The organism is Paraburkholderia sp. GAS82 (genome assembly GCF_050436285.1).
GTDB classification, from domain to species: domain Bacteria; phylum Pseudomonadota; class Gammaproteobacteria; order Burkholderiales; family Burkholderiaceae; genus Paraburkholderia; species Paraburkholderia phenazinium_B.
In genome coordinates this window covers 130,604-155,916 of record NZ_JBNDLX010000009.1, presented here as the reverse complement: position 1 = coordinate 155,916, position 25,313 = coordinate 130,604, and the positions used below count along the sequence as shown (strand labels likewise).

Genomic DNA, 25,313 nt, shown 5'->3' with positions numbered 1-25,313 from the left:
CGCGATGCAGCAGTACCTCGTCGGGATCGATCTGGGCACCAGCAACACGGTCGTCGCGTATGTCGAGGCGGGGTCCGGGGACATTCGCGTCTTCGAGATCGAACAGCTCGTCGGTCCCGGTGAGGTAGCGGCACGACCGCTGCTGCCGTCGGTGCGTTATCACGCTGCGCGCGGCGAACTGAGCGACGGCGATCTGCAGTTGCCGTGGTCCGCTGCTGCGCCGGATGCTGCAAAGGCTGCGAATATCGCGCATGCCGCGAACAGGCACACTCTCAGCGCGAACAGCGCGGAAACGCATCGCGCCGTGATCGGCCGCCTCGCGCGCAGCCTCGGCGCTCAGGTGCCGGGGCGCCTCGTCGCAAGCGCGAAAAGCTGGCTGTCGCATGCGTCGGTGGATCGCACAGCAGCGATTCTTCCGTGGGGCGCCGGCGACGACATCGATAAGGTGTCGCCCGTCACCGCCAGCGCCAGCTATCTGGCCCACGTGCGCTCCGCGTGGAATCATCGCTTTCCACATACGCCTCTCGAACAGCAGGACGTGGTGCTCACTGTGCCCGCCTCGTTCGACGACGGTGCTCGCGCGCTGACGCTCGAAGCAGCCCGCATGGCGCATCTGCCGAAGCTGCGTCTGCTGGAAGAACCGCAAGCAGCCTTCTACGACTGGCTGTTCCGGCACCGCAGCTCGCTTGGCACTGAACTCGCCGAAACGCGGCTCGTACTGATCTGCGACGTGGGTGGTGGCACGACCGACTTCACCCTGATCAAGGTGCAGATGCAGGACGGTCAGCCCCAACTCACGCGCGTCGGCGTGGGCAACCACCTGATGCTCGGCGGCGACAACATGGACCTCGCACTGGCGCATCTCGCCGAGAGCCGGCTGTCGACGCCACAATCGCGGCTATCGGCGGCGAGCCTCTCGCAGCTCGTCGAGCGCTGCCGCGCCGCGAAAGAGCAACTTCTGGGGCCCGCGGCGCCAGACTCTGCATCGATCACGTTGCTGGGTACGGGTTCGAAGCTGATCGGCGGCGCGCGTACGGTGGAGATCACGCGCGCGGAAGTCGAGCAGATGGTCGTAGATGGCTTTTTCCCAGCCGTTTCCGCAGATGCGCGGCCGGGGCGCCCGCGCGGCGCCATCGTCGAATTCGGCTTGCCTTACGCGAGCGACCCGGCAATCACGCGGCACGTCGCGGCGTTTCTGGGCCGGCTCGCGACACAGTCGCGAGAAGCGTTGGGTTCGTCAGGGACCGCTGACGAAAGCGAAAACGCATTGCCCGTGCCCGACACGTTGCTGCTCAACGGCGGCGTATTCCGCGCCGAGGCGCTTACCGAACGCCTCGCCGCCACGCTGGGCACCTGGCGCGGCAAACCTCTGCAGGTCCTCCACAACGACAACCCCGACGTAGCCGTGGCACGCGGCGCGGTAGCTTACGCACTCGCCCGTGCAGGCCAGGCGCCGCGGATCGGCGGCGGCTCGCCACGCAGCTACTTCCTGGTTCTGGAGGAAGACGCGCAAATGCTGCGCGGGGTGTGCGTACTGCCGCGCGGCACCGAAGAAAGCCGCGAGATTCACCTCGCCGACCGCACCTTCGCACTACGGCTCGGACATCCTGTGCAATTTCATCTGGTGTCCTCTGTATCGGACACCGCGTGGCAACCGGGTGACCTGGCGGAACTGCCCCTCGGCGAATTCGTGCGCCTGCCGCCTATCGCCACGGTCGTCGCCCCACGCGGCTCGGGCGACGCGGCAGAAACACCGGTCCAGCTCGCCGCTTCGCTCACCGAAGTAGGCACGCTGGAAATGCACTGTATCGATGCCAGCGACGCCACACAGCGCTGGCTGCTCGAGTTCCAGCTGCGCCGCGGCGAAGCCAAAGTCACCGTATCCGGCGAAGCGCCGCACCCTGCCCTGCCCAAAGCGCTCGAACTGATCGATCGCGCCTTCGGCTCGCGCTCGCAGAAAGTCGATTCCAAGGAGGTCAAGCGCACACGGGCCGAACTGGAACAGGTCCTCGGTCCACGTGCAAGCTGGAACAGTGCGCTGCTGCGTGAACTGTTCAACGCGCTGTGGGAACGCGCAAAACGCCGGCGCCGCTCGGCGGATCACGAGCGTCTCTGGCTCAATCTGGCCGGGTATTGCGTGCGTCCCGGCTTCGGCTATCCGCTCGACGAGTGGCGTGTCGAACAACTGTGGTCGCTCTTCGACGACGGCATTCAGTACATCAACGACAGCCAGGTCTGGTCGGAGTGGTGGACGCTGTGGCGCCGCGCAGCGGGCGGCCTGGGCGAGAGCGAACAGCTCGATGTGCTCGACGCGGTGGCCTTCATGCAGGCCGCCGGCACGGCGCGCTCCAAACTACCGTTCGATCCGGCGAAGTCCGGTTACGCCGATATGGTGCGCCTCGAAGCGTCGCTCGAACGCGTGCCTGCGGAACGCAAGATCGAACTCGGTGCGCGACTGATCGAGCGACTCGCGAAGCCGTCCGAGAATCATCAGGGATGGTGGGCCGTCGGCCGTATCGGTGCGCGTCGGCCTTTCTATGGCAGCGCGCATAGCGTCGTTCCGCCCGACATTGCAGAGCAATGGCTCGAGACGATTCTCGCGCTCGACTGGCGGAAGGTCGAACCGGCCGCATTCGCTGCCGTACAGATCGCTCGCATGACGGGTGACCGGTCGCGCGATCTGTCTGCAGAAATCCGCGCGAGCGTCATCAAACGACTCGAAACCGCGCACGCGCCGGCCATCTGGATCACGATGGTCCGCGAGACGGTCGAACTCGACGAAGCCGATGAGGGACGCGTCTTCGGCGAGTCGCTGCCGCCGGGGCTCAAGCTGATTGGCTGAACGGCGGCGCGTATCGAGGGCCGCCGCTCACTCATCACTCCATAGCTCAGATCGGCGTCAACACCTTCTCGCCCGCGAAATGCCTCGCCGCGTTGTCCAGAAAGTTCTGCAGCGACGCCGCGATCGCCTCCGGCGACCTGCCGCCCACATGCGGCGTCAGCACGACGTTGCGTAGTCCGATCAATGCTTTTGGCGGATCGGGCTCGCCTTCATAGACATCGAGGCCGGCTCCTGCGATTGTTCGGGCGCTCAACGCCTCGGCCAACGCCGCCGTATCGACGACACTGCCGCGCGAGACGTTCACGAGGAAACCGTCCGGCCCCAACGCCTCGAGCACGGCCTTGTCGATCAGATGCCGCGTGCCCGGCCCACCTACCGTCGTGACGACGAGGAAGTCGCACCACTGTGCGAGCGCCGTGACACTATCGAAGTAGCGGATCGGCTCGCTTTCACGCGGCTTACGGTTGTGATACCCCAGTTCCATATCGAACCCTGCCCCGCGCTTCGCCACCTTGCTGCCGATATGGCCCAGCCCGAGCACGCCCAGCCGCTTGCCCGACACACCTGGATGCATTGGCAGCGTGTCGCGCCAGACGCCCTGGCGGGTCGCCTGATCGAGCTGCGGCACATCGCGCACTACTGCGAGCAGCAGCGCGAAAGCGTGATCGGCGACGCACGCGGCGTTGGTCCCCGCGCCATTGGCCACGACAATATTGCGGCTGCGTGCATGGTCGATAGCAATGTTCTCGTAGCCGGCGCCGAGCGCGCTGATGAATTCCAGCCTGGGCATCCGGTCGATTTCTTCAGCTGTCAGGCCCGTGGTGCCGTTGGTCAGGACTGCGCGCACCTTCTCGCCGTGCGCGGCAATCGCTTCCGTACGCGTGCCCTCATCGGGGGCATAGATGACCTCATAAGCAGACTTGACGCCAGCAAGACTGGCGTCCTTCAGAAGAATCAAAACCAGCAGGTAAGGTTTTGTCATGGCCTGAAACGGTTGTTTGAGGGGGAACTGCGACGCGGGAAAGTGTAACAAGGCTCCTGAAGGCGTGCTGGCGGGCGCTTGCTACATGCTTCTCTGCCCGAGTTCCCCTTAAAATAGCGGCACTCTCGAATACGGATTGCTCATGCTGGATACCCTTGGTGCTGAAGACACGCCGCGCGGCGACGCGCAGCCGAGCGACGACTCGGAAATGTTCGAGCTGGCGCCTATTTCGCTCTGGCTGGAAGACTTCAGCGAGGTGCGGGCACTGTTCGACGCCTGGCGCTCCGAAGGCGTGACCGATCTGCGTGCCCATTTCCGCGATCATCCCGAGCGGGTGGCGCAATGCGCGCACAGCATCCGTGTCATCAAGGTCAACCGCAAGACGCTGACCATGTTCGAAGCGGACAGCCTCGCCACGCTTACCAGCAATCTCGGCACCGTGTTTCGCGACGACATGCTGAAGACCCACCTCGAAGAGCTCTGCCAGTTGTGGACGGGCGCACCAGGCTTCACGAGCCAGACCGTCAATTACACGCTCGGTGGCCGGCGGCTCGACGTGCTGCTCAAAGGCGCCGTCCTGCCCGGCCACGAAGAACGCTGGGACCGCGTGCTGGTATCGCTCGAGGACGTCACCGAACTGGAAGGCGCCCGTCATCGTCTTTCGCACGCCGAAGAATATGCGCGCGGACTGTTCGAAGAATCGCCGGTGTCGCTCTGGGTCGAGGATTTCAGCGCGGTTAAACGTTTGCTGAACGAAGCACGTGCAGCAGGTATCGCGGATTTTCGGGTGTTCACAGACGTCCATCCCGAGTTCGTCGAACGCTGCATGCAGGAAATCCACGTGCTCGACGTGAACCGGCACACGCTCGCCATGTTCGCGGCACCGGACAAGCAGACCCTGCTATCGAGGCTGCCGGATGTGTTTCGTGACGACATGCGCCCGCATTTCCGCGAGCAGTTGATCGACCTGTGGGACGGCAAGCTGTTCCAGCAACGCGAGGTTCTCAATTACTCGCTGGATGGCAGCGAGGTGCACGTCCTCCTGCAATTCTCGGTGCTGCCCGGTCATGAGCGCGATTGGGATCTGGTGCTGGTCGCCCTCACCGATATCACCGCGCGCAAGAAAGCCGAAGCGTATCTGGAGTTTCTCGGCAAGCACGACGTGCTGACCAAGCTGCGTAACCGCTCGTTCTATGTCGACGAGCTGAACCGGCTCGAGCGCAAAGGCCCGTTCCCTGTCACCGTCATCATGGCGGATCTGAACGGCCTAAAGCGGATCAACGATCAACTGGGCCACGCTGCCGGCGACGCACTTCTGCGACGCGCCGGCGAAGTACTGGCAAAAGCGCTGGAAACGCCGTTTCACGCAGCGCGGATCGGCGGCGACGAATTCGCGATTCTGATGCCCAATACCGACGAGCGTGGTGGCGCCGCGATGATCGACACGATCCGCCAACTGGTGGAAATGAACAATCAGTTCTACCCAGGTTCGGTGTTGAGCTTCTCGATGGCAGCGGCAACCTGTCATCACGGTGAACGGCTGGAGGCCGTCGTGCAGCGGGCGGACCTGCTCATGTACGACGAAAAACGCGCGTTTTACGCCAGCCAGATCCAGGCTGGTTCGAGCGAGGACTGAGGCAAAGACAAAGACTTAGAAGCCGGCTAGGCGCCCGCCTTGCCCAGCATGACGGTCCAGCCGAGGCCGCGCACGTTGCGGATCACGTCTTGCCCGAACTTTTTTCGCACCGAGTGGATCAGCACGTCGACGGCATTGCTCTCGACCTCCTTGCCCCATCCGTACAGCTTGTCTTCGATCTGGGCGCGCGAGAAGATCGTGCCGGGGTGTTCCAGCAAGGCATGCATCAGCGCGAATTCGCGTGCGGAGAGTGCGCCGACCTTGTCGCCGAACGTAAGCGTGCGCTGGTCGAGATTAAGGCTGATGGTGTCGTCACCGAGCCGCGATACGGCATACCCCGCCTTGCGGCGGAGCACGGCGCGAATTCTCGCCAGTAGTTCGCCCACTTCGAAGGGCTTGAGCAGATAGTCGTCCGCACCAATATCCAGACCTTCGATTCGCGAGTCGAGGTCGTCGCGTGCGGTCAGAATCAGGACCGGCACGGGATTGCCGCTGGCTCGCGCCGAGCGCAGCAGTTCGATTCCCGACAGCCCGGGCAAACCCAGATCGAGCAGTACGACGGTATATTCGGCCGCGTCCATTGCCGCGCGCCCGGCGATGCCGTCGCGCACCCAGTCGACGCTATAGTCCGCGTCCTTGAGTGCGCGCATCAGGCTTTGCCCGATCTGCAGATCGTCTTCAACCAGAAGGACTCTCATACGTCTCTCCCATGCAGGTAGCGGGTCGCCCCCGTTGCTTGAGCCAGCTTGCCCGTCGTTGTTCCAGCACCGTGGCCGGAGGCTCCCGTGCACATCTCTGCCAGCGGAAAACTGACCGCAGCAACGATTCCCGAGCGGCCATCGCTGCGGTTGCGAATCTGTGCATCGCCGCCGTATTTTTGGGTGATCGACCTGACGATCGACAGCCCGAGACCGGTGCCTTCGATATCCAGATTGGCCCGAAAGAAGCGGTCGAACACACGCGGCAACAACTCCGGCGCGATGCCCGGTCCTGTATCCGTTACTTCGACCCACAGCATAGTGCCTTCCGTGCGCATCCGCAGATCTATCGTGCCGCCATCCGGCGTGTAACGGATCGCATTGCTCACCAGATTTTTGACGGCGATGGCGATATCCGCAGCGGACGCCGCGACCCTGTCCTGCACCATCTCTTCTGCGCCAATATCTATCCCGCGCGCCGCGGCGATCGGCAACACATCGGAGACCGCCTGGACCACGATCTCCGAAACATCGGTCGGCTCGATTGTGCTGCCGGACAAAGGTGCATCCGCCCGCGCGAGCCGCAATAGTTGTGCGATCAACGCACTGCTTCTGCCGATCCCGCTTCGCAATTCGTTGAAGCGCTCCTGATTGCCGGGGACGATATGCGGCTGCAGGTTATCGGCCTGCAACTGCAACGCGGTGAGCGGGGTACGCAGTTCATGCGCGGCATCCGCAATGAACTTCCGTTCCGCTTCGATCGATTGTGCGAGACGCCCGATCATCCGGTTGATCGAGTCGACGAAGGGCTGCAGCTCGCTCGGCACGCCCGCCGATGGCAACGGCCTCAGGCGCGACGCGTCGATCTCCTGCACCTCGTTGCCGAGCTGGTTCATCTTGCGGAACGACACTCGCACGATCAGCAGCACCGCGCCGAGCACCAGCGGCAGCAGCACGAGCGTCGGCCACAAGGTCGTCAGCGCCGCTTCGCGTTCCAGCTCTTCGCGTACGGATGAGCGTTGCGCAACCTGGATCAGGCTTCCGGCGTCGCGCAACGTGTAGATTCGCCAGCGCTCGCCGTTGACGTCATCCGAACTCAAACCTGCGGCGGCGTCCTGCGGCAGCTGCAACGATGGATCGGTCGAACGCAGCGGTACCTCGGCACCCGGCTTGCGGATCGTGATCACGATATCGCGGCTGGGCTGCGAACCACGCGCGGGTGTCGCCGGAATCGAGTCCGCCAGTCCATTGCGCATGCGCACGGCGACCTGCTCGAGCCGCAGATCGAGGAGCGCACTCATCCCCGAGCGGCACAACTGATAGGAACTGATGCCTTGCGCGATCGCCGCGGCGCTGACCAGCAGGCCGAGCGCGATCGCAAGGTTATTTCTCAGAGAAGATTTCATTTGACTTCGCCAGCGGCAAGCCAGCCCGTTCATTACCGTCACCGGCGCATTTAAGTGCGTACCGGGGAGATCTCGCGCCGGACGGCACAAGCTCGGGTATCACGCTCATTCTCGCCTCATTTTCATCCACGAAGATAGGTCATCCGAATCAACGATTCGCCTGATCCGACCGAGAGGATGTTCATCATGTTTCCGCTTTTCAACCACCCTGCCACCGCAAGCGCCACTTATGCCGAAGCTGCGGTTCAGCCCGTTAAACCGGTCCGCGCGCCCGAAAACGACGCAACGGCCACCGAACAACCCGCTACGTACGACGAATTGTTGCCCTATCTGATGCTCGCCATGGCCAGTGGCGTTTGAGATGGCCGCCTCGTTGATCAATCAGGCTAGCGAATCCGATCCACTTACACCTGCAGAGGACATCATGGTTGCACTGTTCGAATGGCTGTTCGACATCTCACTGGCCGTGGCCGGCGCTGCGGCGACCGGCTCGATTTTCCTGATTCTGGTCGAAGTCGCCAAAGTAGGCCTCCGGCGTTTTGTCCAACGCCGCGCATCCGGCCGATCAATGCAGATGCAACGAGTTGATCAGGTCTGATAACCCGAGCCACAAGATCTGCACACCGATACAAAAAATCGCGAAGGCAAACAGTCGCATCGCGACCTGCGTACCCGACGGACCCAGCAGCCGCTCGACGTTGCCGGCAAAGCGCACGCACAGGTAAATGCTGACGCAAAGCAGTCCCAAAGCGACACCCACCCCAATGAAATGGACTGGCTGCAAGCCCTCTCGCGGCGAGCCGGTACCCAGGGCAATCGCAACGGAAATCGAACCGGGACCGACGGTCACGGGCAAAGTCAGCGGATAAAAAGCCTTTACACGTAGTGTCGGGTCGCTTCCGGTCATGGGATCCGGTTGTGCCTCTTCAGTCTCGTCCCCGGACGACTGCAACAGATTCCAGCCGGCCATTGCAATGATGAGCCCACCAGCGACGCGCAACACCGCAATGGAAATCCCGAGAAACGACAACAGGTAGGCCCCGATCGATAGCGACGCCAGCAGGATCACGAAGCTGTTAATCGCGATGCGTCGCGCCAGTTCCGCGCGCTGCGCCGGCGACGCATGCGGCACCATGCTCAGGATGATGAACGCCGCCGCCGGCGGATTGATGATGGGAAAGAGCGCGGCGACGATCACCAGGATGGTTCGAGTCAGTTCGTGAAGCATGGTGGGCGTCCGGTGGGCAGGTTAGGTGCTCGTATCGTGGACGGATTTTACCCAACAGCCGCGCATAAACACGGCTGCCTGTGCCAGAGCGGTTCGCGCTTCGGGCACGAACGGCGAAAAGCAATGCCACGCGTGCGGCATCGCATGCCATTCTGCGAACTCCACCCACGTCCCTTCGCGTTGCAGTTTGGCGGCGAGTTCGTGTGCGTCCGCGTTCAAACCCTCGGAATCGCTGGTCTGAATGTGGACCGGCGGCAACCCATGCAGTTTTGCGCGCGCGGGCGACGCCAGGGTCTCGAACAGTCTTGCGTTCTGCAGATACATCTTTGCGGCCATTTCCATGGCGGTGCGATTCATCGACAACACGTTGTGCTTCGCACGCCAGATCGTCGTCAGATCGGCCCACGGCGACAGCAGTACTGCACCGGCGGGCAACGGTTCACCCGCGTCGCGCAACGCTACCAGCGCAGCCAACGCTAGCCCGCCTCCGGCCGAATCGCCGGCAAACACGATCGAACCCGGCGAAATGCCGCGCGCGAGCAGCGTGCGATACGCATGCAGGGTATCTTCCAGCGCAGCAGGAAATGGATGTTCAGGCGCGAGACTGTAGTCCAGCGCAAATACGGCTGAGCCAGATGCATGCGCCAGCTCGCGGGTGACGGCTCGATGCGTCGCAGGCGAGCCGAAATAATACGCACCACCATGCAGAAACAGCACGACAGTCTCTGTATGAGCCGCGGCGGCCGTCTCCGGTCTGATCCACTCGCCCTCCAGATGAAAGTCGGGATGCCGGCGCGTCCTCGGGTAAAGCAGCCTCGCCGCGAAACGGGCTGGCCACGTGTATCGATGTGCACGCTGCCGGAGGGCATGGACGTCAGGTGCGGGGCGTTGGCTGGAACCGAAGCGCAACGCCATTACGAGGGGAATCGCGCGGCGCACCCAGGCGGCCTGCCAGCTCTCGGCGCGGCGAGGATTGGCTTCGCTCTGGACGCGTTGCGAGGACGTGATCGGTTGGTAATCCGGAACATTCATGATGACTCCATCGGCAGTGGATTCGTGTGACGGCATTGTGGCGAGACAAACTGAGCCACGAATTACGAACCTGCCTGCGACACGCGTCGCACCCTCGGCCTCCCATTTGAGCCCTGCTGCCGCTCATTTTCGGCTCATTCTTCGCGTCTACGATCGGGTCTATCGACAAGCGGTGCTGTGATTCCAGACGAATCCGGACCGCGCGCCGCAACCCCGGCGACGAACTGGATCGGAATCCGAAACGTCGCACTCACGTTAAAGACTGGAGCCCATCATGTTTGCCAACCTTGCAAAGCGACTCAGCGCGTTGTTTGTCCACACCCAAGAGCAACAACGCGACACGTATCTGGCGTCATCAGCCGATTTTGTCGATCTCGAACACCGCATGCACGTCGTCGAAACGAGCCATCATCCGTTCACGCTGTATTCGTCCAGCACACCGCAAGAGTGGAAAGCGTGATTCAATACCTGCCGTGGCGTACCACGTCACGCAGGCCAATCACATGTCTACACGAGAGGAGCGAACGGGATGTTGTCTCACGTATTCGTCGGCATTACCGACTTCGAACGCGCCTTTGGTTTCTACGCCCCGTTGCTGGACTCGCTGGGCCTCAAGCTCAAATTCCGCGACGAACAACGCGGCTGGGCCGGCTGGATGCGGGCAGACCAGCCCCGGCCGCTATTCGTGATCAGCCGTCCCTATGACGGCAATCCGGCCAGCCACGGCAATGGTCAGATGCTCGCGCTACTGGCGCCGGCGCGCACCAATGTCGACCGCGCGCATGCCATTGCCCTCGCCCAGGGCGGTTCGTGCGAAGGGCCACCCGGCTTGCGGCCGCAGTATCACGAGCACTATTACGGCGCCTACTTTCGCGATCCGGACGGCAACAAGCTTTGTGTGTGCCGCCACGAACCGGAATAAGACGCGCCGCCCCGCTGCGCTCAGACCGCCGTCACATACCTCTCCGGCGTCGGCATCACGCGTGGCGGCGGCGATTCCATCACTCCGCGCATGCGTTTCACTTCATCCACTGGACTCAGGCCGAACAGACGCTTGAACTCGCGGCTGAACTGCGACGCGCTTTCATAGCCGACCCGCGCCGCCGCCGCGCCCGCGTTCAAACCGTCCTGCACCATCAGGAGGCGTGCGTGATGCAGCCGCGTGGTCTTGACATACTGCATCGGCGAGGTCGCCGTCACGCCCTTGAACTGCGCGTGAAATACCGCGAGGCTCATGCCTGCTTCACGCGCCAGCGTATCGACGTCGAGTTCGCCCTGATAATCCGCATGAATGCGCCGCAAAGCCTTGGCGATGCGCCCGAAGTGATGCTGATGCGTGAGCGCCGCGCGGATCGCGTCACCCTGCTCGCCAGTCAGCACGCGGTAGCAAATCTCGCGCATGATGGCAGGCGCCAGAATTCGCGCGTCGAGCGGTGAAGCGAGCGCTTCGAGCAGACGCTGCACCGCATTGCTCATGACCGGATCCAGAGGCGTCGAATAGATGCCGCGCGGTTCGGTGTGCGCCGTGCCGTGGGTTTCGTTCAAGGCCATCAGCAATTCCGCCACCACCGTCAGGTCCACCCGCACCGAGATGCCGAGGAACGGCTCCTCCGGACTCGCCTCCGTCTCGCACTCGAACGGCAGCGGCACGGACAGCACCAGATATTGCTGCGCGTCGTATAAATACGTCTTCTCACCCAGATAGCCGCGTTTGCGCCCCTGGCAGACGATCACGATGCTCGGCTCGTAGAGTACCGGCATGCGCGGCATCGGCCGGTTCGCGCGCATGAACTTCACGCCGTCCAGGCATGAAGGCGTGAAGCCGACAGACGGCGCCAGAACATCGAAGAGCTCGACCATGCGCTGCTGGGCCGGACTAATGGCCGCGCGGGGCGTTTGAGTCGTTTGCATGACAGTGCCTATTGATTCAGCAGAGAATAAGGCTTGAAATTTAGCATCAAACGGCCTATAGCGCTCGCGCTCCAGAGAATTAGGCAAACCTTCGAGATATTCAGGTATTCCCCAGGTGCTTCCCGCCGCCTACGATGGGAACCCTGCCGGATCACCCATTTGCCCACGCTGCACTCGCAGATAACCCGCCAGCCGCGACGACCTGCGGCAACCCGCTGGCCCCTGTGGAAGCCGATGTGATCCGGTTCAATTCGAGGTTCAGCCGCTTCAGCGACCGCGTGTCGCTACCGCCGGCGCCTTGTGCAACCCCATCCATTTGCAGGAGCACTCATGACCACGACTTACGCCTATGCTGCGAGCGACGCGCAATCGAAGCTCGCCCCATTCGAATTTCAGCGCCGGGAATTGCGCGAGCATGACGTGCAGATGGAAGTCCTGTTTTGCGGCGTGTGCCATTCGGATCTGCATCAGGCCCGCAACGAGTGGAAGAACTCGATTTATCCGGTCGTGCCGGGTCACGAGATCGTCGGCCGGGTGACCGCTGTCGGTCCCGACGTCACGCGTCACAAGGTCGGTGACCTCGTCGGCGTAGGCTGCCTCGTCGACTCGTGCCGTACCTGCCCGAGTTGCGAGGAAGGACTCGAACAGTATTGCGAAAACGGCTGGGTCGGTACGTACAACGGTGCGGACCGCATCACCGGCGACATCACGCTGGGCGGCTATTCAACCCAACTGGTCGTGGACGAAGACTTCGTGCTGAGCGTGCCGAAAAATCTCGACCCGGCCGGCACGGCGCCGCTGTTGTGCGCAGGTATCACCCTCTACTCGCCGCTGCGCACATGGGGTGCGGGTCCCGGCAAGAAGGTCGGCATTGTCGGCCTCGGCGGGCTCGGCCACATGGGCGTCAAGCTCGCGCATGCGATGGGTGCCCACGTGGTGCTGTTCACGACCTCGCAGTCGAAGGTCGAAGACGCGAAACGTCTTGGTGCAGACGAAGTGGTGATTTCGAAAAACCCGGAAGAGATGGAAGCGCATGTGAACAGCTTCGATCTCATCGTCAACACCGTGGCAGCCCAGCATGACCTGAACCCGTTCCTGAACCTGCTGCGCCGCGACGGCACGATGGCTCTGGTCGGTGCGCCGGAACACGATCACCCGTCGCCGCAGGTGTTCAACCTGATCATGAAGCGCCGGCGTCTGGCGGGTTCGCTGATTGGCGGGATTGCTGAAACCCAGGAAATGCTCGATTTCTGCGGAGAGCACGGCATTACATCGGATATCGAAGTGATTCCGATGCAACAGATTAACGATGCGTATGAGCGGATGTTGAAGAGCGATGTGAAGTATCGTTTTGTGATCGATCTCGATTCGCTCCGGAAGTAACTGCCGGTCGTCCTGTTTCACGTTTTACCCCGGTAGTTCCACAGGTCGTCACGCAGGCGGGTTCAACACCCGTCGCGCGTGACGCACAGGCCGCGCCACTCGCGGCGGCCTGCCCTGCTCCCGCCTCGCATTGTCTGCCGACGCGCCTCCCCCACGGACGAGGCACGTTGGCTGTACGTCCTTAGTCCGGATTGTCCCGCGTGTTTGCTGTTTGTTTACTGTTTGAACAGGAGATTGCCCGTGATTGACCGTATTCAGGCGATGCGCACTTTTATCCGTATCGTCGATACCAATAGTTTCACGCGTGCCGCGGAATCGCTGGATATGCCGCGCGCCACGGCAACAACGCTGGTTCAGAATCTCGAAGCGCTGCTCGGCACCGCACTGCTGGTGCGCACTACGCGGCGGCTCAGCCTGACCCCCGAAGGTGCTGCGTACTACGAACGTTGCATGCAGATCCTCGCCGACATCGACGAAATGGAAGCGAGCCTGCGTCATTCGACCGATCAGCTGAGCGGCCGTCTGCGTGTCGAAATGCCAGGCGCGCTGGCCACTGCGCTGGTCTTGCCAGCACTCGACGATTTTCACGAGCGCTATCCGAACATCGATCTCGCGATTGGCGTCAGCAATCGCACAGTCGATCTGGTTGGCGAAGCGGTGGATTGCAGCATCCAGCTCGGCGAGTTACCCGATTCCGGGTTGGTGGCGCGACGCCTGGGCACGCTCGAACACGTGACCTGCGCGAGCCCCGACTACCTCGAGCGCTACGGCGTACCCGCCGATCTCGACGATCTCGCGCATCACGTCGCCGTCAACTGCATGGGTCATAACGGCCGCGCAGTGAACTTCGACTTCGAGGTTGGCGATAGCGCGCTGAACGTGAAGGTGGACGGCTTCGTCAAGGTCAACGACGAACAGGCCTATCTGGCCTGCGGCCTGCAAGGGCTCGGGCTGATCCAGCCGGCCCGCATCGCAGCGCAGCCATACCTCGATTCAGGGCGCTTGCGCGAGGTTCTGCCGCAATGGAAGCCGGTGCCGATGTCGGTGTCAGTGGCTTATGTGAAGAGCCGGCGCGTCTCACCCCGTGTACGGGCCTTTGTCGACTGGCTGGCCGTGCTGTTCGAGCAGGCTGAGCACGTCGATCAGGACATGTCGCGGGTACGACAGCTGTTGCGCGGATTGCATCCGGCTTGAGGACCTGGGTGCTTCCCTGAAAAATGCACATGGCCCCAAGGCTCTCGTCGAGCCTTGGGGCCATGTTCTATGTATCAGGTTTTACAGCGAAGTCTCGCTGCGAGGTTCTACTGCTGCGGCTTCGCCGGCGCCGCTCCTGGGCAGGCAGGATCCTTGCCCCAGTGGCCGTCGCAGACGCGCCAGCGGCACAACTGGTCTTCGAAGAAGCCGCGTGTGCCGCACTCCTTCACACGCTCCGCAAGCTGCGGGTCGCCGGTCGATGCGCTGACCTTGGTCGTCGCGCCATTCACGCCGGGTTTCGTGGCCGCCGGTTTGGTGCGCGCAACGAGTGCCGCCAGCAGATCGGCATCCGGATCGTCCTTCGCTACCGTGGTGTTATGGGCGGGATGCTGCTTGTCTTTTTTCTCCTGCGCCACCGCAACCGCACTCGCGTGATGATTGCTCGCCACGTCGTGTTCGTGCTTTGCGTGCGCTGCGACCGTTTCGCGTTCGTGACGCGGCGCCGCGTGATTTGCCGCTGTCGCAGCCGGCTTCGCGCCCCTGGCGGCCTCCGCGGGCGGAGCCGATGTTTCGCTCGCTTCCGCACCATTCGCAAGCGCCCGTGACAGACGGTTGCTATCGTCCACGCCGCTGGCGGCTGAAGCTGCCGCATCCGCAGAAAGTTTGGAATCCTTGCTATCGCTGTCATCGGCGACGATGGTCGCCGCTTGCGAGGCAGAGGCCGCCTCCGCAGGCACAGCCTTCGCGCTCACCTGCGCGCCACTGGCCGTGCTGGCGATGCTGGCGCCGGCAGGCGCCGCAGCCGTCTGGGTAGCCGCAGGCGCAGGCGATGCAGCTACCTGCGGATGTTCGCCATGGCTACGCTGCTGCAGGTGCCACGCACCCCAACTACCGGCAGCGATCACCAGCAACGCGACCAGCACGGCAGGCGCTTTGGAACGGCGAGGCTTGTCTGTGGGCGGTTCGACGCGGCCTTCGAGGTTCGCGAGAATCCGCGAACCATTGGCTTGCGAGCCTTTTGCCGTGTCGGCAAGCAGGCTAGGCGGGGCTTTGGAATTCGAGCTGTCCGGCGCACTCATTCACTGTCTCATTGAATCCTGGTTTATTTCGCCGTGATAATACCGTTTCGGCTCGACTTCGAGCAGGCCTGATTCTAAGAGCAAGCATTACAAAATACAATTGTTTCCAAATTTCCGGGGATTCCATTGATTGCCGTCGTTCTCGTCGCTTATTTCGCCATCGCGGTGCTGATCGCAGCCATGCTGCTATTGCCATCAGTGCGATCTTCAATATTTAACATTGTGCGTGATTTACAAGGCCGATTTATGCGCAATGCATCTTATAGCGCTGCGCGTGCACGCGGCCAATTAACTCGCTCGGCAAAATTTTCGCAATCGACAGCAATCGATATGCAAAATTTACTGGTGAAGCGACGCTTGCTGATTTTAACGACCGCAGGTATTCTTGCGACGCCGCCATTGGTCGCGATCGCACTGCGCGGTCGTCAATTATTTCAGTATGACGACACCGTACGCGTTCCCGACGAGAAAATTGCCGCGCTCCTTAACGGCGAACAGCTCGTCCCGCCACCAGCATTGCCGCCAGAGGTTTTTGCAACACAGGAAGTGGAGCAGGTTCGCCCAGCGCTACAGGATGCCAGTCGCGACTGGAATTTGCTCGATGCCGACTTTAGAACCCGTTTATTGCTCGTCTACAAAATCATGCACGAGCAATACGGTTATGAAATGGCTTTACTGGAAGGCTATCGCAGCCCGGAGCGGCAAAACCGTCTGGCGCAAATGGGAGGAAACGTTACCAATGCTGCCGCATTTCAGAGCTATCACCAATACGGGCTAGCCGCGGACAATGCATTTTTACGTGACGGCAAGCTTGTCATTTCAGAAAAAGATCCCTGGGCCATGCGAGGCTATCAGTTATACGGACAGACCGCGGAACAATGCGGTCTGGTATGGGGAGGCCGGTGGAAATTGATGGATCTGGGGCACGTCGAATATCACAAACCCGGCTTCGTACTCGGGCGGCATTAAGTGGCATCAAGCGGCAAATAATGGGGTTGGGCATGGGGCGTTCATTTATTCTTCTCGGCGAAAAGACCGATCCACGTGGCACGGTGATTACCGCGTCAGGCACGTCGCAAACCCGCGCCGCGCCGCCCCTCATGCAACACGCATCGCCACCACACTAGCCGACGCCCGCCCATGCGCTCCGCTGATCGTCCTACCGCACGCTACCCATAACATCCAGACCTGACCGGCCTATGCAACGCATCTTCAAAGTGCTGACCCACTCTCGCACGCTCTCGATCATCGGGTTGCTCGCGCTCGCTGCCGTGCTGTTCATCGCCGCCGACACCTTCCAGATCGATCCGTTGTGGCCGGCCGTCGCGCTGGGCGCCGTGCTGGCGCTGCTGTTCGTGGTGTGGCTGTGGCGCCGGCTCGCGGCGCGGCGCGCCAACCGCAAGCTCGGCGACATGCTCGAGCAGCAGGCGGAGAAGCAGACCGAGGGCGGTCCGGCGGCGACGCCCGCCCGTCAGGCGGAACTCGACGCGCTGCGCACGCGCCTCGTGGATGCCGTGAAAACCATCAAGACCTCGAAGATCGGTCAGGTCTCGGGCGGCGCAGCGCTGTACGAATTGCCGTGGTACATCGTGATCGGCAATCCGGCGGCCGGCAAAAGCAGCGCCGTGCTGAACTCGGGCCTGCAGTTCCCGTTCGCCGACAAGAACAACGCCGTCATCCACGGGATTGGCGGCACCCGGAACTGCGACTGGTTCTTCACCACTGAAGGCATTCTGCTCGACACGGCAGGCCGCTATTCAGTGCATGAGGAAGACCGCACGGAATGGCTGGGCTTTCTGAGCCTGCTCAAGCGCCATCGTCCGAAGGCGCCGATCAACGGCATCATCGTGACGGCAAGCATTGCCGAGCTGACCAGCAGCCGCCCCGAATTCGCCATCAACCTGGCAAAAAATCTGCGCCAGCGCGTGCAGGAACTGACCGAGAAGCTCGAGGTGTTCGCGCCGGTGTACGTGATGTTCACGAAGACCGACCTGATCACGGGCTTCACCGAATTCTTCAGCGGCAGCGAGCGCCAGGAGTACGACCGTGTGTGGGGCGCAACGCTGCCCTACGAGCCGGACGAGAAGCGCGATGTCGTGGCGCAGTTCGACGAGCGCTTCGAGGAGCTGTACGACGGCCTGAAAGAGATCAGCGTCGCGCAGATGTCGATCAGCCGCGGCAACAAACTCTCGCCGGGGCAACTGAGCTTTCCGCTCGAATTCTCCACGATCAAGCCCGCGTTGCGCTCGTTCCTTGCCACGCTGTTCGAAACCAATCCGTTCCAGTACAAGCCGATTTTCCGCGGCTTCTACTTCACGAGCGCGCTGCAGGAAGGCGAAACCAACAGCGCCGCGGCACAGCGTATCGCGACCCGCTTCGGGCTCGATTCAGGCAGCATCCCCAAACCGAGCAGCGCGTTTTCGAAGAACGGCTTTTTCCTGCGCGACCTGTTCTCCAAGGTCATTTTTGCCGACCGGCAAACGGTCAAGCAGTTTGCCAGCCCCGCCAAGACGCGTATGCGTTATGGGACATTCTTCGCCTTCGTTGCCGTGCTCGCGCTGGCGCTGGGAGGCTGGACATGGTCGACGGTCAACAACCAGCAGCTCGCCTCGAACGTACAGGCCGACCTCGACAACGTGGTGCGTCTGCAGCAGAACCGCAACGACCTGCAATCGCGCCTCGAGGCCATGGATATTCTGGAGGACCGCATCGACCAGCTCGAACAGTTCCGCCGCGACCGGCCGCTGGAAGTTTCGCTCGGTCTCTACCAGGGCGACCGTCTCGAGCAGCATCTGTTGACGGAGTACTACAACGGCGTGCGGCAGATCATGCTGAACCCGGTGGCGCAGAACCTCGAAGGCTTCCTGAAAGACGTCAACACGCATCCGGAGCAGCTCTCGCCGATGACGCGCACGCCGGACTCCGGTGCGGTGCCCGTGTCGTCGCACGCCTCCGCCATGGTGGCGACGAGCCAGGGCGGCCTGTATAGCGACGCCTCCCCCACCAACGTGGAAGACGCCTACAACGCGCTCAAGACCTACCTGATGCTCGGCGACAAGCGCCACGTCGAAACGGCCCACCTGACCGATCAGGTGGCGCGCTTCTGGCGTGGCTGGCTCGAAACCAACCGGGGCAACATGCCGCGCGACGAGATGATTCGCAGCGCCGAACGCATGATTACCTTCTACCTGTCGCGCGTGTCGGACGACGACTGGCCGATGATCGACCAGAATCTTTCGCTCGTCGACCAGACGCGCGAGAACCTGCGCCGTGTGGTGCGCGGCATGCCGGCCCGCCAGCGCGTGTACGAAGAGATCAAGGCACGCGCCTCGACCCGCTTCGCGCCGATGACGATCGCCCGCATTGTGGGCGACAACAACACCAGCCTGATTGCCGGCAGCTATGCAATCCCCGGTACGTTCACGCGCGATGCATGGTTCCAGTACGTGCAGCCGGCGATCCGTGACGCCGCGACCAAGGAACTGCAGGCGAAGGACTGGGTGCTCAATACCTCGGCGCATGACGACCTGACGCTCGAAGGCAGTCCGGAGCAGATCCAGAAAGCGCTGGTGGCGATGTACAAGACCGAGTACGCGATGCACTGGGAGAAGTTCATGCAGGGCATCGCGGTGCAGAACTTCGGCACCTTCAACCAGGCCGTGGAGGCAATGAACCGCCTGGGCGACCCGCAGGACTCGCCGATCCGCAAGGTGCTCGACACCGCTTACGACCAGACTTCGTGGGACAACCCGTCGCTCTTCAGCGCTGGCGTGAAGGGCGCGCAAACCGGCGTCACGAGCTGGTTCAAGCAGCTGTTCAACCGTGGGACGTCGTCGCCGGTGGGCCAGATCAACGCGAACATCGACATCAACGGCAACCCGGTTGAATTGCCGATGGGGCCGATTGGCCAGGAGTTCTCGGCACTCGGCCGGATCGTGGTCAAGCAGGACAACGGTTCGATGCTGCAGGGCTATATGGACACGCTGTCCAAGGTTCGCACCCGCTTTAACGTGATCAAGAACCAGGGCGATCCGGGACCGGGTGCGCGTCAGTTGATGCAGCAGACGCTCGACGGCAACGGCTCCGAACTGGCCGATTCGCTGAAGTATGTGGACGAACAGATGCTGACGGGCCTGACCGATTCGCAACGCAGGTCGCTGCGTCCGCTGCTGGTGCGTCCGTTGATGCAGGCGTTCGCGGTGGTGATCCAGCCGGCTAGCGTCGAAGTGAACAAGGTGTGGAATGCGCAGGTGTATCAGCCGTTCCAGAGCTCGCTCGCGAACAAGTATCCGTTTGCTGGCGACGCCAAGGTGGAAGCCGGCGCGGATGAAATCGCCCAGGTGTTCGGTCCCGATGGCTCGGTCGCGAAGTTTGTCGGCACGACGCTTGGGCCGCTCGCAGTGCGCCGCGGCGACACGCTCACGGCCCGCACATGGGGCGACATGGGTCTCGCGCTGACGCCTGACTTCACGAGCGGCTTCGCGCGCTGGGTCGCCCCGCTCTCCGGCGGCGCTGCCAGCGGCGCGGCTCAAGGCAGTGGCGCGGCCGGACCGCAGACCGTGTTCCAGATCCTGCCGCAGCCGAGCACCGGCACGACGGAGTACACGTTGGCGATCGATGGCCAGCAGCTGCGCTACCGCAACACGCCGCCGCAGTGGACCAACTTCGTCTGGCCGAATCCGTCCGGCTCGCCAGGGGCGACGCTGTCCGCGACCACCTTCGACGGCCGCACGATCCAGTTCGTCAACGAGCCGGGACGCTACGGTCTGGAGAAGCTGATCAACTCGGCGCAGCGCAAACGCCAGCCGGACGGCACGTTCGATCTGTCGTGGACGCAGGGCAACGTGACCGTGGCGGTGAGCATGCGCATCATCAGCACCTCGCAGCCGTCGAGCGGCAGTGGCGACGCGCCACAGCAGCAAAGCCTGCGCGGCCTGCATCTGCCGTCCTCGGTGGCGGATGTGAGCGCGGCGGCGAATTCGGTCAACGCCACACAGACCGGCGCGTCCGGAGCCGCCGGCCCGGCAGGAGGCGGCAGTTCGCCCGCGCCGGCCTCGGCGAACGGTTCCGCCGCGCTGCAAGCGAACCCGAATGCCGCTGTGACTGCGAACTCGAATACAGGGGGTGCGCAATGACGCAAACCGTACAGGCGCAAATCGCCTACTTCGGCAAGATTCCGTCGCGCGGCGACTTCGTCAAGAGCGCGCATAACCCGCAATTGCTGCAAACGCTGGACCGCTGGATCGCCGAAGCGATGGAGCTGCTCACCGACGATCCGCGCTGGAAGATCGTCTACGAAGGCGCCAAGCCGTTGCACTTCGCCTTCCTCGGCTCGCGCAGCAAGCTGGCGATTGCCGGACACATGATGGCGAGCCACGACCAGTCGTCGCGTCGCTTTCCGTTTCTTGCCGCAACCGCGCTCGAAGTTGAAAAGCCGCTGACGTTCCTGGCCCGCAGCCCGCTCGCGTTTGCGCGGCTGTGGTCGCGGGTGGCAGCGCAGATGCGGCCGCTATTGAGCCCGAGCGAGCCTGCCGGCGCATTGCAGGCGCTGGGCGAGACGCAGGTGCCGATCGAGGTGGGCGGTGGCCCGGACAATCCGCACGACGGCACCTTCAACGATTTCGTCGAGCATCAGACCCTCGCCGGCCTCGAACAGATGCTGCTGGCAAGCGGCCATCCGGTGCGGCTGCGCGGCGCGATGCTGGCGCTCGGCTCGCTGCTGCGGCCGGTGATGAACAGCGGCTCGTCGCATCTCGAACGTGGGCTGACGCTGCCGCTGCCGAACGATCCGTTCTATCGCAGCCTCGTGGCCGCGTTCTGGCTCGAACTGATCGCGCCGTTTGTCTCGCGCGCCGATTTCGAACTGGCGATTTTCATCGGCACGCTGGCGCAGCGCGAGCGGCTCGTGATCGGCTTTAACGGCGCCTCGGCGAAGACGCTGCATAGCGTGGTCGACCCGCAGGCTTACGCCGCACATAACATCGATATCGACGACCCCGAGTGGATCGACGATCACGCACAAAACGACCATGGGATCAGCAAGCTCGTCAGTTACCTCGACCAACCGCAACTGTCGCTGCGCGTCAGCATCGACACGTTCCGTGAAGCCTTCGCCGGGGAGTAAGACGATGCCAGCCAAAACCGATCTTTCGACGATGTCGCCGGCGCGCTTCCTGAGCCACGCGCGCGCGGTTCACGTTGCTGCTGTACTGGCAGCGCTGCTCGGCGGAATGTTCAGCAGCGCGGGGGCCTTTGCCGATAGCTCGGGGCCGGCGAGCGTGACACCGGTCGATAACAGCGGCACCCAGATCCGTACGACAGTCCTGCCGGCGCAGTCCTCGGCCGGCGGCGCGGCACCAGGCGCAGGCGGGACGAGCACGGGTGCAGGTACCGGTGCGGTCCGTCAGATGCCCGCGCCTGCCAACGCCACGCCGGGTCAGGTGGTGGTGGGTGGCAAGGTGCCGGACGAAGCCACCAAGGCGGCCGTGTTGCAGCGCCTGCGCGACACCTATGGCGCGGCCAACGTGGTCGATCAGATCGAAGTGGGCGATGTCGCTACGCCGCCCAACTGGACCGCCAATGTGCAGAAGCTGATCGGGCCGCAGTTGAAGCAGATCAGCAAGGGCCAGTTGAAGATCGACGGCACGCAGGTGGATGTGAAGGGCGAAGTGAGCAACGAATCGCAACGTCAGCAGCTGGCGAGCGATATGGCCAATTCGCTGAACCCGACTTACACCATCAAGAACGGGCTGCGCGTGAGCGCTTCGCAGCAAGGGCTGCTCGACCAGACGCTGGCTAACCGGACCATCGAGTTCGAAACCGGTAGCGCGACGCTCACGCCGCAAGGCAAGGCCATTCTCGATCAGATGGCCGCGGTGCTGGCGAAGATGACCAATAACACCGTGGATATCATTGGGCACACGGATAACGCGGGGAACCGGACGTCGAATATCGCCTTGAGCCAGGCACGCGCAGACGCGGTCAAGGGATATCTCGTGTCGAAGGGAATCGCGCCGCAGCAGCTGTCCACCACCGGCGTTGGACCGGATCAGCCGATTGCGTCCAATGATACGAACGATGGACGGGCGAGAAACCGGCGCATCGAGTTCCGGGCAGGGTTGGGCGGCGGCGGTGCGTAATGCCGCGGCACGCCCCGCTATCCCCCACTGACCCCGCCTCGTCCAGACAGTCGTAGTATTTCAGCCCGCTCCATGAGCGGGCGCCTGACGCACTGGCGATAAAGAAACTCGACAGACCGCTCAGCCCGCGAGCTTACGGAACGTCTCGAGAACCACTTCGCCCTTGAACGGCTTGACGATCCAACCCTTCACGCCCGCTGCCTTGCCACGCTCCTTCATCGCCGGGCTGCTTTCCGTCGTCAGCATGATCACGTTGACGGTCTGATTCGCGAGTTCGCCGCGGATCTTCTCGACCATCGTCAGGCCGTCCATGTTCGGCATGTTCACGTCGCTGATCACAAGCCGGGTTCCCGGGCTCGTGCGCAGCTTCGCGAGGCCGTCCTTACCGTCGACAGCCGTGTCCACGTCGAGGCCATTCTTTCTCAGGAAGCCCGCCACTTCGTCGCGCACGGTGCTCGAATCGTCCACCACCAGAATTTTTGCCATGATGTTTCCCTCTTAAATCGTTGACAGACAATTTGTCAAAACAGATCCAGCTCGCCAGCCGCAACGAGCGCGTCGACATCGTCGGCGCCCTCCTCGAAATCTTCCGGCGACCAGCTCAGGTTGAAAATGAAACGCTGATCGAACACGACAGAGCGGCCCGACGCCTCGTCAACCACGTGGTACTTGAAGCACAGTTGCGGGTTGGTCGTGCCGAACGAGATGTAGCGCTGTTTGTGATTGATGATGAGCGGCACCTGGACCTGGCTGCGCGCGGCCTGCGCGTTGCCGAGATAACGGTCCTTGAACGCACCCCAGATCAGGTTCGTCAGTTCCCCCAGCACGCTGTTGAGATCGCGAAAATCCGGAACGCTATCGCTCGTCTGCGTGCGGCCGAGCAGTTCGAGCAGCGGCTGCTCGTCGGTCTGGACCATCATGTAGCCGCGGCACCAGTCGCTCTCGAGCGCGATCAGGCTGAACACCTCGCCGTAGATGATCTGGTCGCGCACGAGGCACGGGGTGTCCCATGTCACTTTCAGATCACGGAACAGGTTCGCCAGTTTGAACTCGGTGATCTCGGTAATGCCGCGCACGAGCGCGTTCGGATAGTCCAGAACGAACAGGTACTCGTCGATCGCGAGGCGCAGCGGCGCCATATCGCTCGCGACGTACGCGGCGCACACGACTTCGCGTAGCGCGTGCGGCAGATCGTCGAGCGTCGCGTGCTCGTCGCGGCGCAGGATGATCGGCAACTCCGGGCGCAGCGCATCGATGCGCGTCGCGATTGCCGCGCACTCAGCGGGCGATCCACCGTAGTTCTCTGCCAGCAGGATCGCGCCAAGATCGATGTTCGAGCGCAGCACCGCCGACAGGCGATGCGTCCTTACCGTCAAACCAACCAGGTTGTTCTCGTCGCAGAAGCGCTTGATCGCCTCTGTATGCGCCGGGCAGTCGTCGAGCACGAGTACCTTGCTGACCGGCTTGTTCATGTCCATGCTGCCTTCCTCACACATCAAAAAAGTTCGAGCTCGCCGACGCTCTCGGCAAGTTCCGTGACCTCGGCGACGGTCGCGACGAAGTCGAGCGGCGCGTCGGCGCACACGCACACCGTCGCGCCGAGTTGCACGGCGCCGTTGACCGTCACGCGATACGACACCAGGAAATCAGGCTTCAACTGATCCAGATACGACACGCAGTGACCGCTCAGCACGTACGGCGTCGACATCCCGAGATCCGGAAAATAGCCGACAAGCTGCTGGTTCATTGCGCCACAGCACAGGTTGCAGATTTCGAGCAGCCTTTCCTCGAGCGTCGCCTCGCCACTGCCGAGGTAGTAGTCGCGCGTCGCGTCGTCGTTGTCGAAATGCAGGACCAGCAGGAGCCTGAAAGAAATCGATGAAATCGTCAGCACGATGAGCTCGCCGTCCACCGCGCCGTCATGCGGCGTCCCGTGCACGATGTCGCATGCGTCGCCTGCGCCGACCGTCAGGCGCAGACGCGCGGCCTGGCGGAAGATCCGCTCGATGCTGTCCTTCGCTTGCTCGGTAATCACGTCGCCGCCTGCTCGAGCTGGGTTTGAAGCTGGTTCGCGAGCGCCGCGACGCTGCCGAGCGAAGCGACGATCATCTTGCCGCCTGCCTGAATGTCCTGGAACGTCGCGGTCGTGATCAGGTCGTTGCGATGCAGGCTGTCCCGATAGCTCTTCGACAGATCCTGCGAGCGCGACGCGAGCGTGCGCACCTCGCTCGCGACGACCGAGAAGCCGCGTCCGGCAGCGCCTGCACGCGCCGCCTCGATCGACGCGTTCAGCGAGACGATCAGCACGTGCGCGACGATCGACGACAGCTCCTGATTCTTGCTGTGCATCTCCTGATTCTGCTCCATCAGCGAGATCATCTGCTCGTGCCAGCGCTCGAACGTCACGGCGAGTTCCCTGAGCCGAATCGCTTCCCCTGCGATAGATGCGGCCTGCCGCCCCCATTCCTCCTTGAACTGGAGCACGGCGGCGCGCGCCGCGCGTGCATCGTCCTCGCTCGCCGACCGCTGGGCGAGGTCATCGCGCAGCCCCGCAACCAGCGACTCGTACTCGCGCTTTTCCTGTTCGGCCCGCTCCTGATGCCGAGCGTCGGCTTGCGCGAGTGCGGCCGTGTGGTCCGCCTCGGCTTCAGCGCGCAGTTGCGCGAGCGCCTGCGCACCGCGGCGCCGCTCGCGCCATGCAACCGCTACCGCGAGCGCCGCCAGCAGGCCGAGCGCCAATCCGGCAATCAGGATTCCATATCGTTCGACCACTGCCCTTCTCC

The 25,313-nt window shown here is 62.9% G+C and carries 23 protein-coding genes; 12 read left to right on the top strand and 11 right to left on the bottom strand.

Going from position 1 to position 25,313, the window contains the following annotated elements; genetic code table 11:
• Positions 1-4: 4 nt before the first annotated feature.
• Positions 5-2,842 (top strand): Hsp70 family protein, encoded by a 2,838-nt coding sequence (locus P3T17_RS26765; protein ID WP_429409477.1) that lies wholly within the window; start codon positions 5-7, stop codon positions 2,840-2,842.
• 46 nt (positions 2,843-2,888) lie between these two features.
• On the opposite strand, the gene P3T17_RS26760 is transcribed toward P3T17_RS26765, so the two are convergent.
• On the bottom strand, positions 2,889-3,824 hold the full coding sequence (locus P3T17_RS26760; RefSeq protein WP_429409476.1) for a 2-hydroxyacid dehydrogenase: 936 nt from the start codon (positions 3,822-3,824) through the stop codon (positions 2,889-2,891).
• Between the two features lie 142 nt (positions 3,825-3,966).
• On the opposite strand from P3T17_RS26760, the gene P3T17_RS26755 reads away from it, so the two are divergent.
• On the top strand, positions 3,967-5,460 hold the full coding sequence (locus P3T17_RS26755) for a diguanylate cyclase domain-containing protein (RefSeq protein ID WP_429409475.1): 1,494 nt from the start codon (positions 3,967-3,969) through the stop codon (positions 5,458-5,460).
• A 26-nt stretch (positions 5,461-5,486) separates the two neighbouring features.
• Here P3T17_RS26755 and P3T17_RS26750 read toward each other — a convergent pair whose 3' ends face one another.
• Positions 5,487-6,158, bottom strand: a complete 672-nt coding sequence (locus tag P3T17_RS26750) for a response regulator transcription factor (RefSeq protein WP_429288759.1) — start codon at positions 6,156-6,158, stop codon at positions 5,487-5,489.
• Complete coding sequence (locus tag P3T17_RS26745) at positions 6,155-7,564, bottom strand: sensor histidine kinase (RefSeq protein ID WP_429409474.1); 1,410 nt, start codon at positions 7,562-7,564, stop codon at positions 6,155-6,157. Before P3T17_RS26745 ends, P3T17_RS26750 begins: the two co-directional genes overlap by 4 nt.
• Positions 7,565-7,750: 186 nt before the next feature.
• Here P3T17_RS26745 and P3T17_RS26740 point away from each other — a divergent pair, with 186 nt between their 5' ends.
• Complete coding sequence (locus tag P3T17_RS26740; protein WP_429409473.1) at positions 7,751-7,924, top strand: hypothetical protein; 174 nt, start codon at positions 7,751-7,753, stop codon at positions 7,922-7,924.
• A gap of 1 nt (position 7,925) precedes the next feature.
• Complete coding sequence (locus P3T17_RS26735) at positions 7,926-8,162, top strand: hypothetical protein (RefSeq protein ID WP_429409472.1); 237 nt, start codon at positions 7,926-7,928, stop codon at positions 8,160-8,162.
• Here P3T17_RS26735 and P3T17_RS26730 read toward each other — a convergent pair.
• Together P3T17_RS26730 and P3T17_RS26725 are read right to left on the bottom strand one after the other, a co-directional pair.
• Positions 8,130-8,792 carry a MarC family protein gene (locus tag P3T17_RS26730; protein ID WP_429409471.1) on the bottom strand — a complete coding sequence of 221 codons (663 nt, stop codon included), beginning with the start codon at positions 8,790-8,792 and terminating at the stop codon, positions 8,130-8,132. The genes P3T17_RS26735 and P3T17_RS26730 overlap by 33 nt on opposite strands.
• A gap of 21 nt (positions 8,793-8,813) precedes the next feature.
• Positions 8,814-9,824 (bottom strand): alpha/beta hydrolase, encoded by a 1,011-nt coding sequence (locus tag P3T17_RS26725; protein ID WP_429409470.1) that lies wholly within the window; start codon positions 9,822-9,824, stop codon positions 8,814-8,816.
• Positions 9,825-10,098: 274 nt separating this feature from the next.
• Between P3T17_RS26725 and P3T17_RS26720 the strand changes: the two genes are divergently transcribed.
• Both P3T17_RS26720 and P3T17_RS26715 read left to right on the top strand, forming a co-directional pair.
• Entirely contained in the window at positions 10,099-10,284 is a 186-nt protein-coding gene (locus P3T17_RS26720) for a DUF3563 family protein (protein WP_074268328.1), read from the top strand.
• Between the two features lie 69 nt (positions 10,285-10,353).
• Positions 10,354-10,746 carry a VOC family protein gene (locus P3T17_RS26715; protein WP_429409469.1) on the top strand — a complete coding sequence of 131 codons (393 nt, stop codon included), beginning with the start codon at positions 10,354-10,356 and terminating at the stop codon, positions 10,744-10,746.
• Between the two features lie 20 nt (positions 10,747-10,766).
• On the opposite strand, the gene P3T17_RS26710 is transcribed toward P3T17_RS26715, so the two are convergent.
• The gene (locus P3T17_RS26710) at positions 10,767-11,735 is read right to left on the bottom strand and encodes an AraC family transcriptional regulator (RefSeq protein ID WP_429409468.1); all 969 of its coding nucleotides are present in this window, start codon (positions 11,733-11,735) and stop codon (positions 10,767-10,769) included.
• A 330-nt stretch (positions 11,736-12,065) separates the two neighbouring features.
• Here P3T17_RS26710 and P3T17_RS26705 point away from each other — a divergent pair, with 330 nt between their 5' ends.
• Entirely contained in the window at positions 12,066-13,118 is a 1,053-nt protein-coding gene (locus P3T17_RS26705; RefSeq protein ID WP_429288753.1) for an NAD(P)-dependent alcohol dehydrogenase, read from the top strand.
• Between the two features lie 240 nt (positions 13,119-13,358).
• The gene (locus P3T17_RS26700) at positions 13,359-14,312 is read left to right on the top strand and encodes a LysR family transcriptional regulator (RefSeq protein ID WP_074268323.1); all 954 of its coding nucleotides are present in this window, start codon (positions 13,359-13,361) and stop codon (positions 14,310-14,312) included.
• A gap of 107 nt (positions 14,313-14,419) precedes the next feature.
• Here P3T17_RS26700 and P3T17_RS26695 read toward each other — a convergent pair whose 3' ends face one another.
• On the bottom strand, positions 14,420-15,391 hold the full coding sequence (locus P3T17_RS26695) for a hypothetical protein (RefSeq protein ID WP_429409467.1): 972 nt from the start codon (positions 15,389-15,391) through the stop codon (positions 14,420-14,422).
• A gap of 126 nt (positions 15,392-15,517) precedes the next feature.
• On the opposite strand from P3T17_RS26695, the gene P3T17_RS26690 reads away from it, so the two are divergent.
• From P3T17_RS26690 to P3T17_RS26675, 4 genes are all read left to right on the top strand, one after another.
• Positions 15,518-16,360 (top strand): M15 family metallopeptidase, encoded by an 843-nt coding sequence (locus P3T17_RS26690; RefSeq protein WP_074268321.1) that lies wholly within the window; start codon positions 15,518-15,520, stop codon positions 16,358-16,360.
• A 230-nt stretch (positions 16,361-16,590) separates the two neighbouring features.
• Positions 16,591-20,526 (top strand): type VI secretion system membrane subunit TssM, encoded by a 3,936-nt coding sequence (gene tssM / locus P3T17_RS26685; RefSeq protein WP_074268320.1) that lies wholly within the window; start codon positions 16,591-16,593, stop codon positions 20,524-20,526.
• A complete protein-coding gene (gene tagF, locus P3T17_RS26680; protein WP_074268319.1) occupies positions 20,523-21,515 on the top strand; it encodes a type VI secretion system-associated protein TagF in 993 nt (330 codons plus the stop codon). Before tssM ends, tagF begins: the two co-directional genes overlap by 4 nt.
• Positions 21,516-21,546: 31 nt before the next feature.
• A complete protein-coding gene (locus tag P3T17_RS26675; protein WP_429409668.1) occupies positions 21,547-22,530 on the top strand; it encodes an OmpA family protein in 984 nt (327 codons plus the stop codon).
• A 120-nt stretch (positions 22,531-22,650) separates the two neighbouring features.
• On the opposite strand, the gene P3T17_RS26670 is transcribed toward P3T17_RS26675, so the two are convergent.
• Genes P3T17_RS26670 through P3T17_RS26655 form a run of 4 tightly spaced genes read right to left on the bottom strand, consistent with a single transcriptional unit; the run spans position 22,651 to position 25,302 of the window.
• Positions 22,651-23,016: a response regulator gene (locus P3T17_RS26670; RefSeq protein WP_074268318.1), complete on the bottom strand. Its 366-nt coding sequence runs from the start codon at positions 23,014-23,016 to the stop codon at positions 22,651-22,653.
• 35 nt (positions 23,017-23,051) lie between these two features.
• Positions 23,052-24,008, bottom strand: a complete 957-nt coding sequence (locus P3T17_RS26665; protein ID WP_429409466.1) for a chemotaxis protein CheX — start codon at positions 24,006-24,008, stop codon at positions 23,052-23,054.
• 17 nt (positions 24,009-24,025) lie between these two features.
• Positions 24,026-24,565 carry a hypothetical protein gene (locus P3T17_RS26660; RefSeq protein WP_429288749.1) on the bottom strand — a complete coding sequence of 180 codons (540 nt, stop codon included), beginning with the start codon at positions 24,563-24,565 and terminating at the stop codon, positions 24,026-24,028.
• Entirely contained in the window at positions 24,562-25,302 is a 741-nt protein-coding gene (locus P3T17_RS26655) for a methyl-accepting chemotaxis protein (RefSeq protein WP_429409465.1), read from the bottom strand. Before P3T17_RS26655 ends, P3T17_RS26660 begins: the two co-directional genes overlap by 4 nt.
• Positions 25,303-25,313: the final 11 nt, after the last annotated feature.

What these genes read in the sequence shown, in the direction of transcription:
- P3T17_RS26730 (WP_429409471.1), bottom strand. Translation starts at nt 8,792, where the DNA reads ATGCTTCACGAACTGACTCGAACCATCCTGGTGATCGTCGCCGCGCTC.
- P3T17_RS26760 (WP_429409476.1), bottom strand. Translation starts at nt 3,824, where the DNA reads ATGACAAAACCTTACCTGCTGGTTTTGATTCTTCTGAAGGACGCCAGT.
- P3T17_RS26695 (WP_429409467.1), bottom strand. Translation starts at nt 15,391, where the DNA reads ATGAGTGCGCCGGACAGCTCGAATTCCAAAGCCCCGCCTAGCCTGCTT.
- P3T17_RS26755 (WP_429409475.1), top strand. Translation starts at nt 3,967, where the DNA reads ATGCTGGATACCCTTGGTGCTGAAGACACGCCGCGCGGCGACGCGCAG.
- P3T17_RS26710 (WP_429409468.1), bottom strand. Translation starts at nt 11,735, where the DNA reads ATGCAAACGACTCAAACGCCCCGCGCGGCCATTAGTCCGGCCCAGCAG.
- P3T17_RS26765 (WP_429409477.1), top strand. Translation starts at nt 5, where the DNA reads ATGCAGCAGTACCTCGTCGGGATCGATCTGGGCACCAGCAACACGGTC.
- tssM (WP_074268320.1), top strand. Translation starts at nt 16,591, where the DNA reads ATGCAACGCATCTTCAAAGTGCTGACCCACTCTCGCACGCTCTCGATC.
- P3T17_RS26665 (WP_429409466.1), bottom strand. Translation starts at nt 24,008, where the DNA reads ATGGACATGAACAAGCCGGTCAGCAAGGTACTCGTGCTCGACGACTGC.
- P3T17_RS26705 (WP_429288753.1), top strand. Translation starts at nt 12,066, where the DNA reads ATGACCACGACTTACGCCTATGCTGCGAGCGACGCGCAATCGAAGCTC.
- P3T17_RS26675 (WP_429409668.1), top strand. Translation starts at nt 21,547, where the DNA reads ATGTCGCCGGCGCGCTTCCTGAGCCACGCGCGCGCGGTTCACGTTGCT.
- P3T17_RS26740 (WP_429409473.1), top strand. Translation starts at nt 7,751, where the DNA reads ATGTTTCCGCTTTTCAACCACCCTGCCACCGCAAGCGCCACTTATGCC.
- P3T17_RS26720 (WP_074268328.1), top strand. Translation starts at nt 10,099, where the DNA reads ATGTTTGCCAACCTTGCAAAGCGACTCAGCGCGTTGTTTGTCCACACC.
- tagF (WP_074268319.1), top strand. Translation starts at nt 20,523, where the DNA reads ATGACGCAAACCGTACAGGCGCAAATCGCCTACTTCGGCAAGATTCCG.
- P3T17_RS26750 (WP_429288759.1), bottom strand. Translation starts at nt 6,158, where the DNA reads ATGAGAGTCCTTCTGGTTGAAGACGATCTGCAGATCGGGCAAAGCCTG.
- P3T17_RS26725 (WP_429409470.1), bottom strand. Translation starts at nt 9,824, where the DNA reads ATGAATGTTCCGGATTACCAACCGATCACGTCCTCGCAACGCGTCCAG.
- P3T17_RS26670 (WP_074268318.1), bottom strand. Translation starts at nt 23,016, where the DNA reads ATGGCAAAAATTCTGGTGGTGGACGATTCGAGCACCGTGCGCGACGAA.
- P3T17_RS26745 (WP_429409474.1), bottom strand. Translation starts at nt 7,564, where the DNA reads ATGAAATCTTCTCTGAGAAATAACCTTGCGATCGCGCTCGGCCTGCTG.
- P3T17_RS26715 (WP_429409469.1), top strand. Translation starts at nt 10,354, where the DNA reads ATGTTGTCTCACGTATTCGTCGGCATTACCGACTTCGAACGCGCCTTT.
- P3T17_RS26735 (WP_429409472.1), top strand. Translation starts at nt 7,926, where the DNA reads ATGGCCGCCTCGTTGATCAATCAGGCTAGCGAATCCGATCCACTTACA.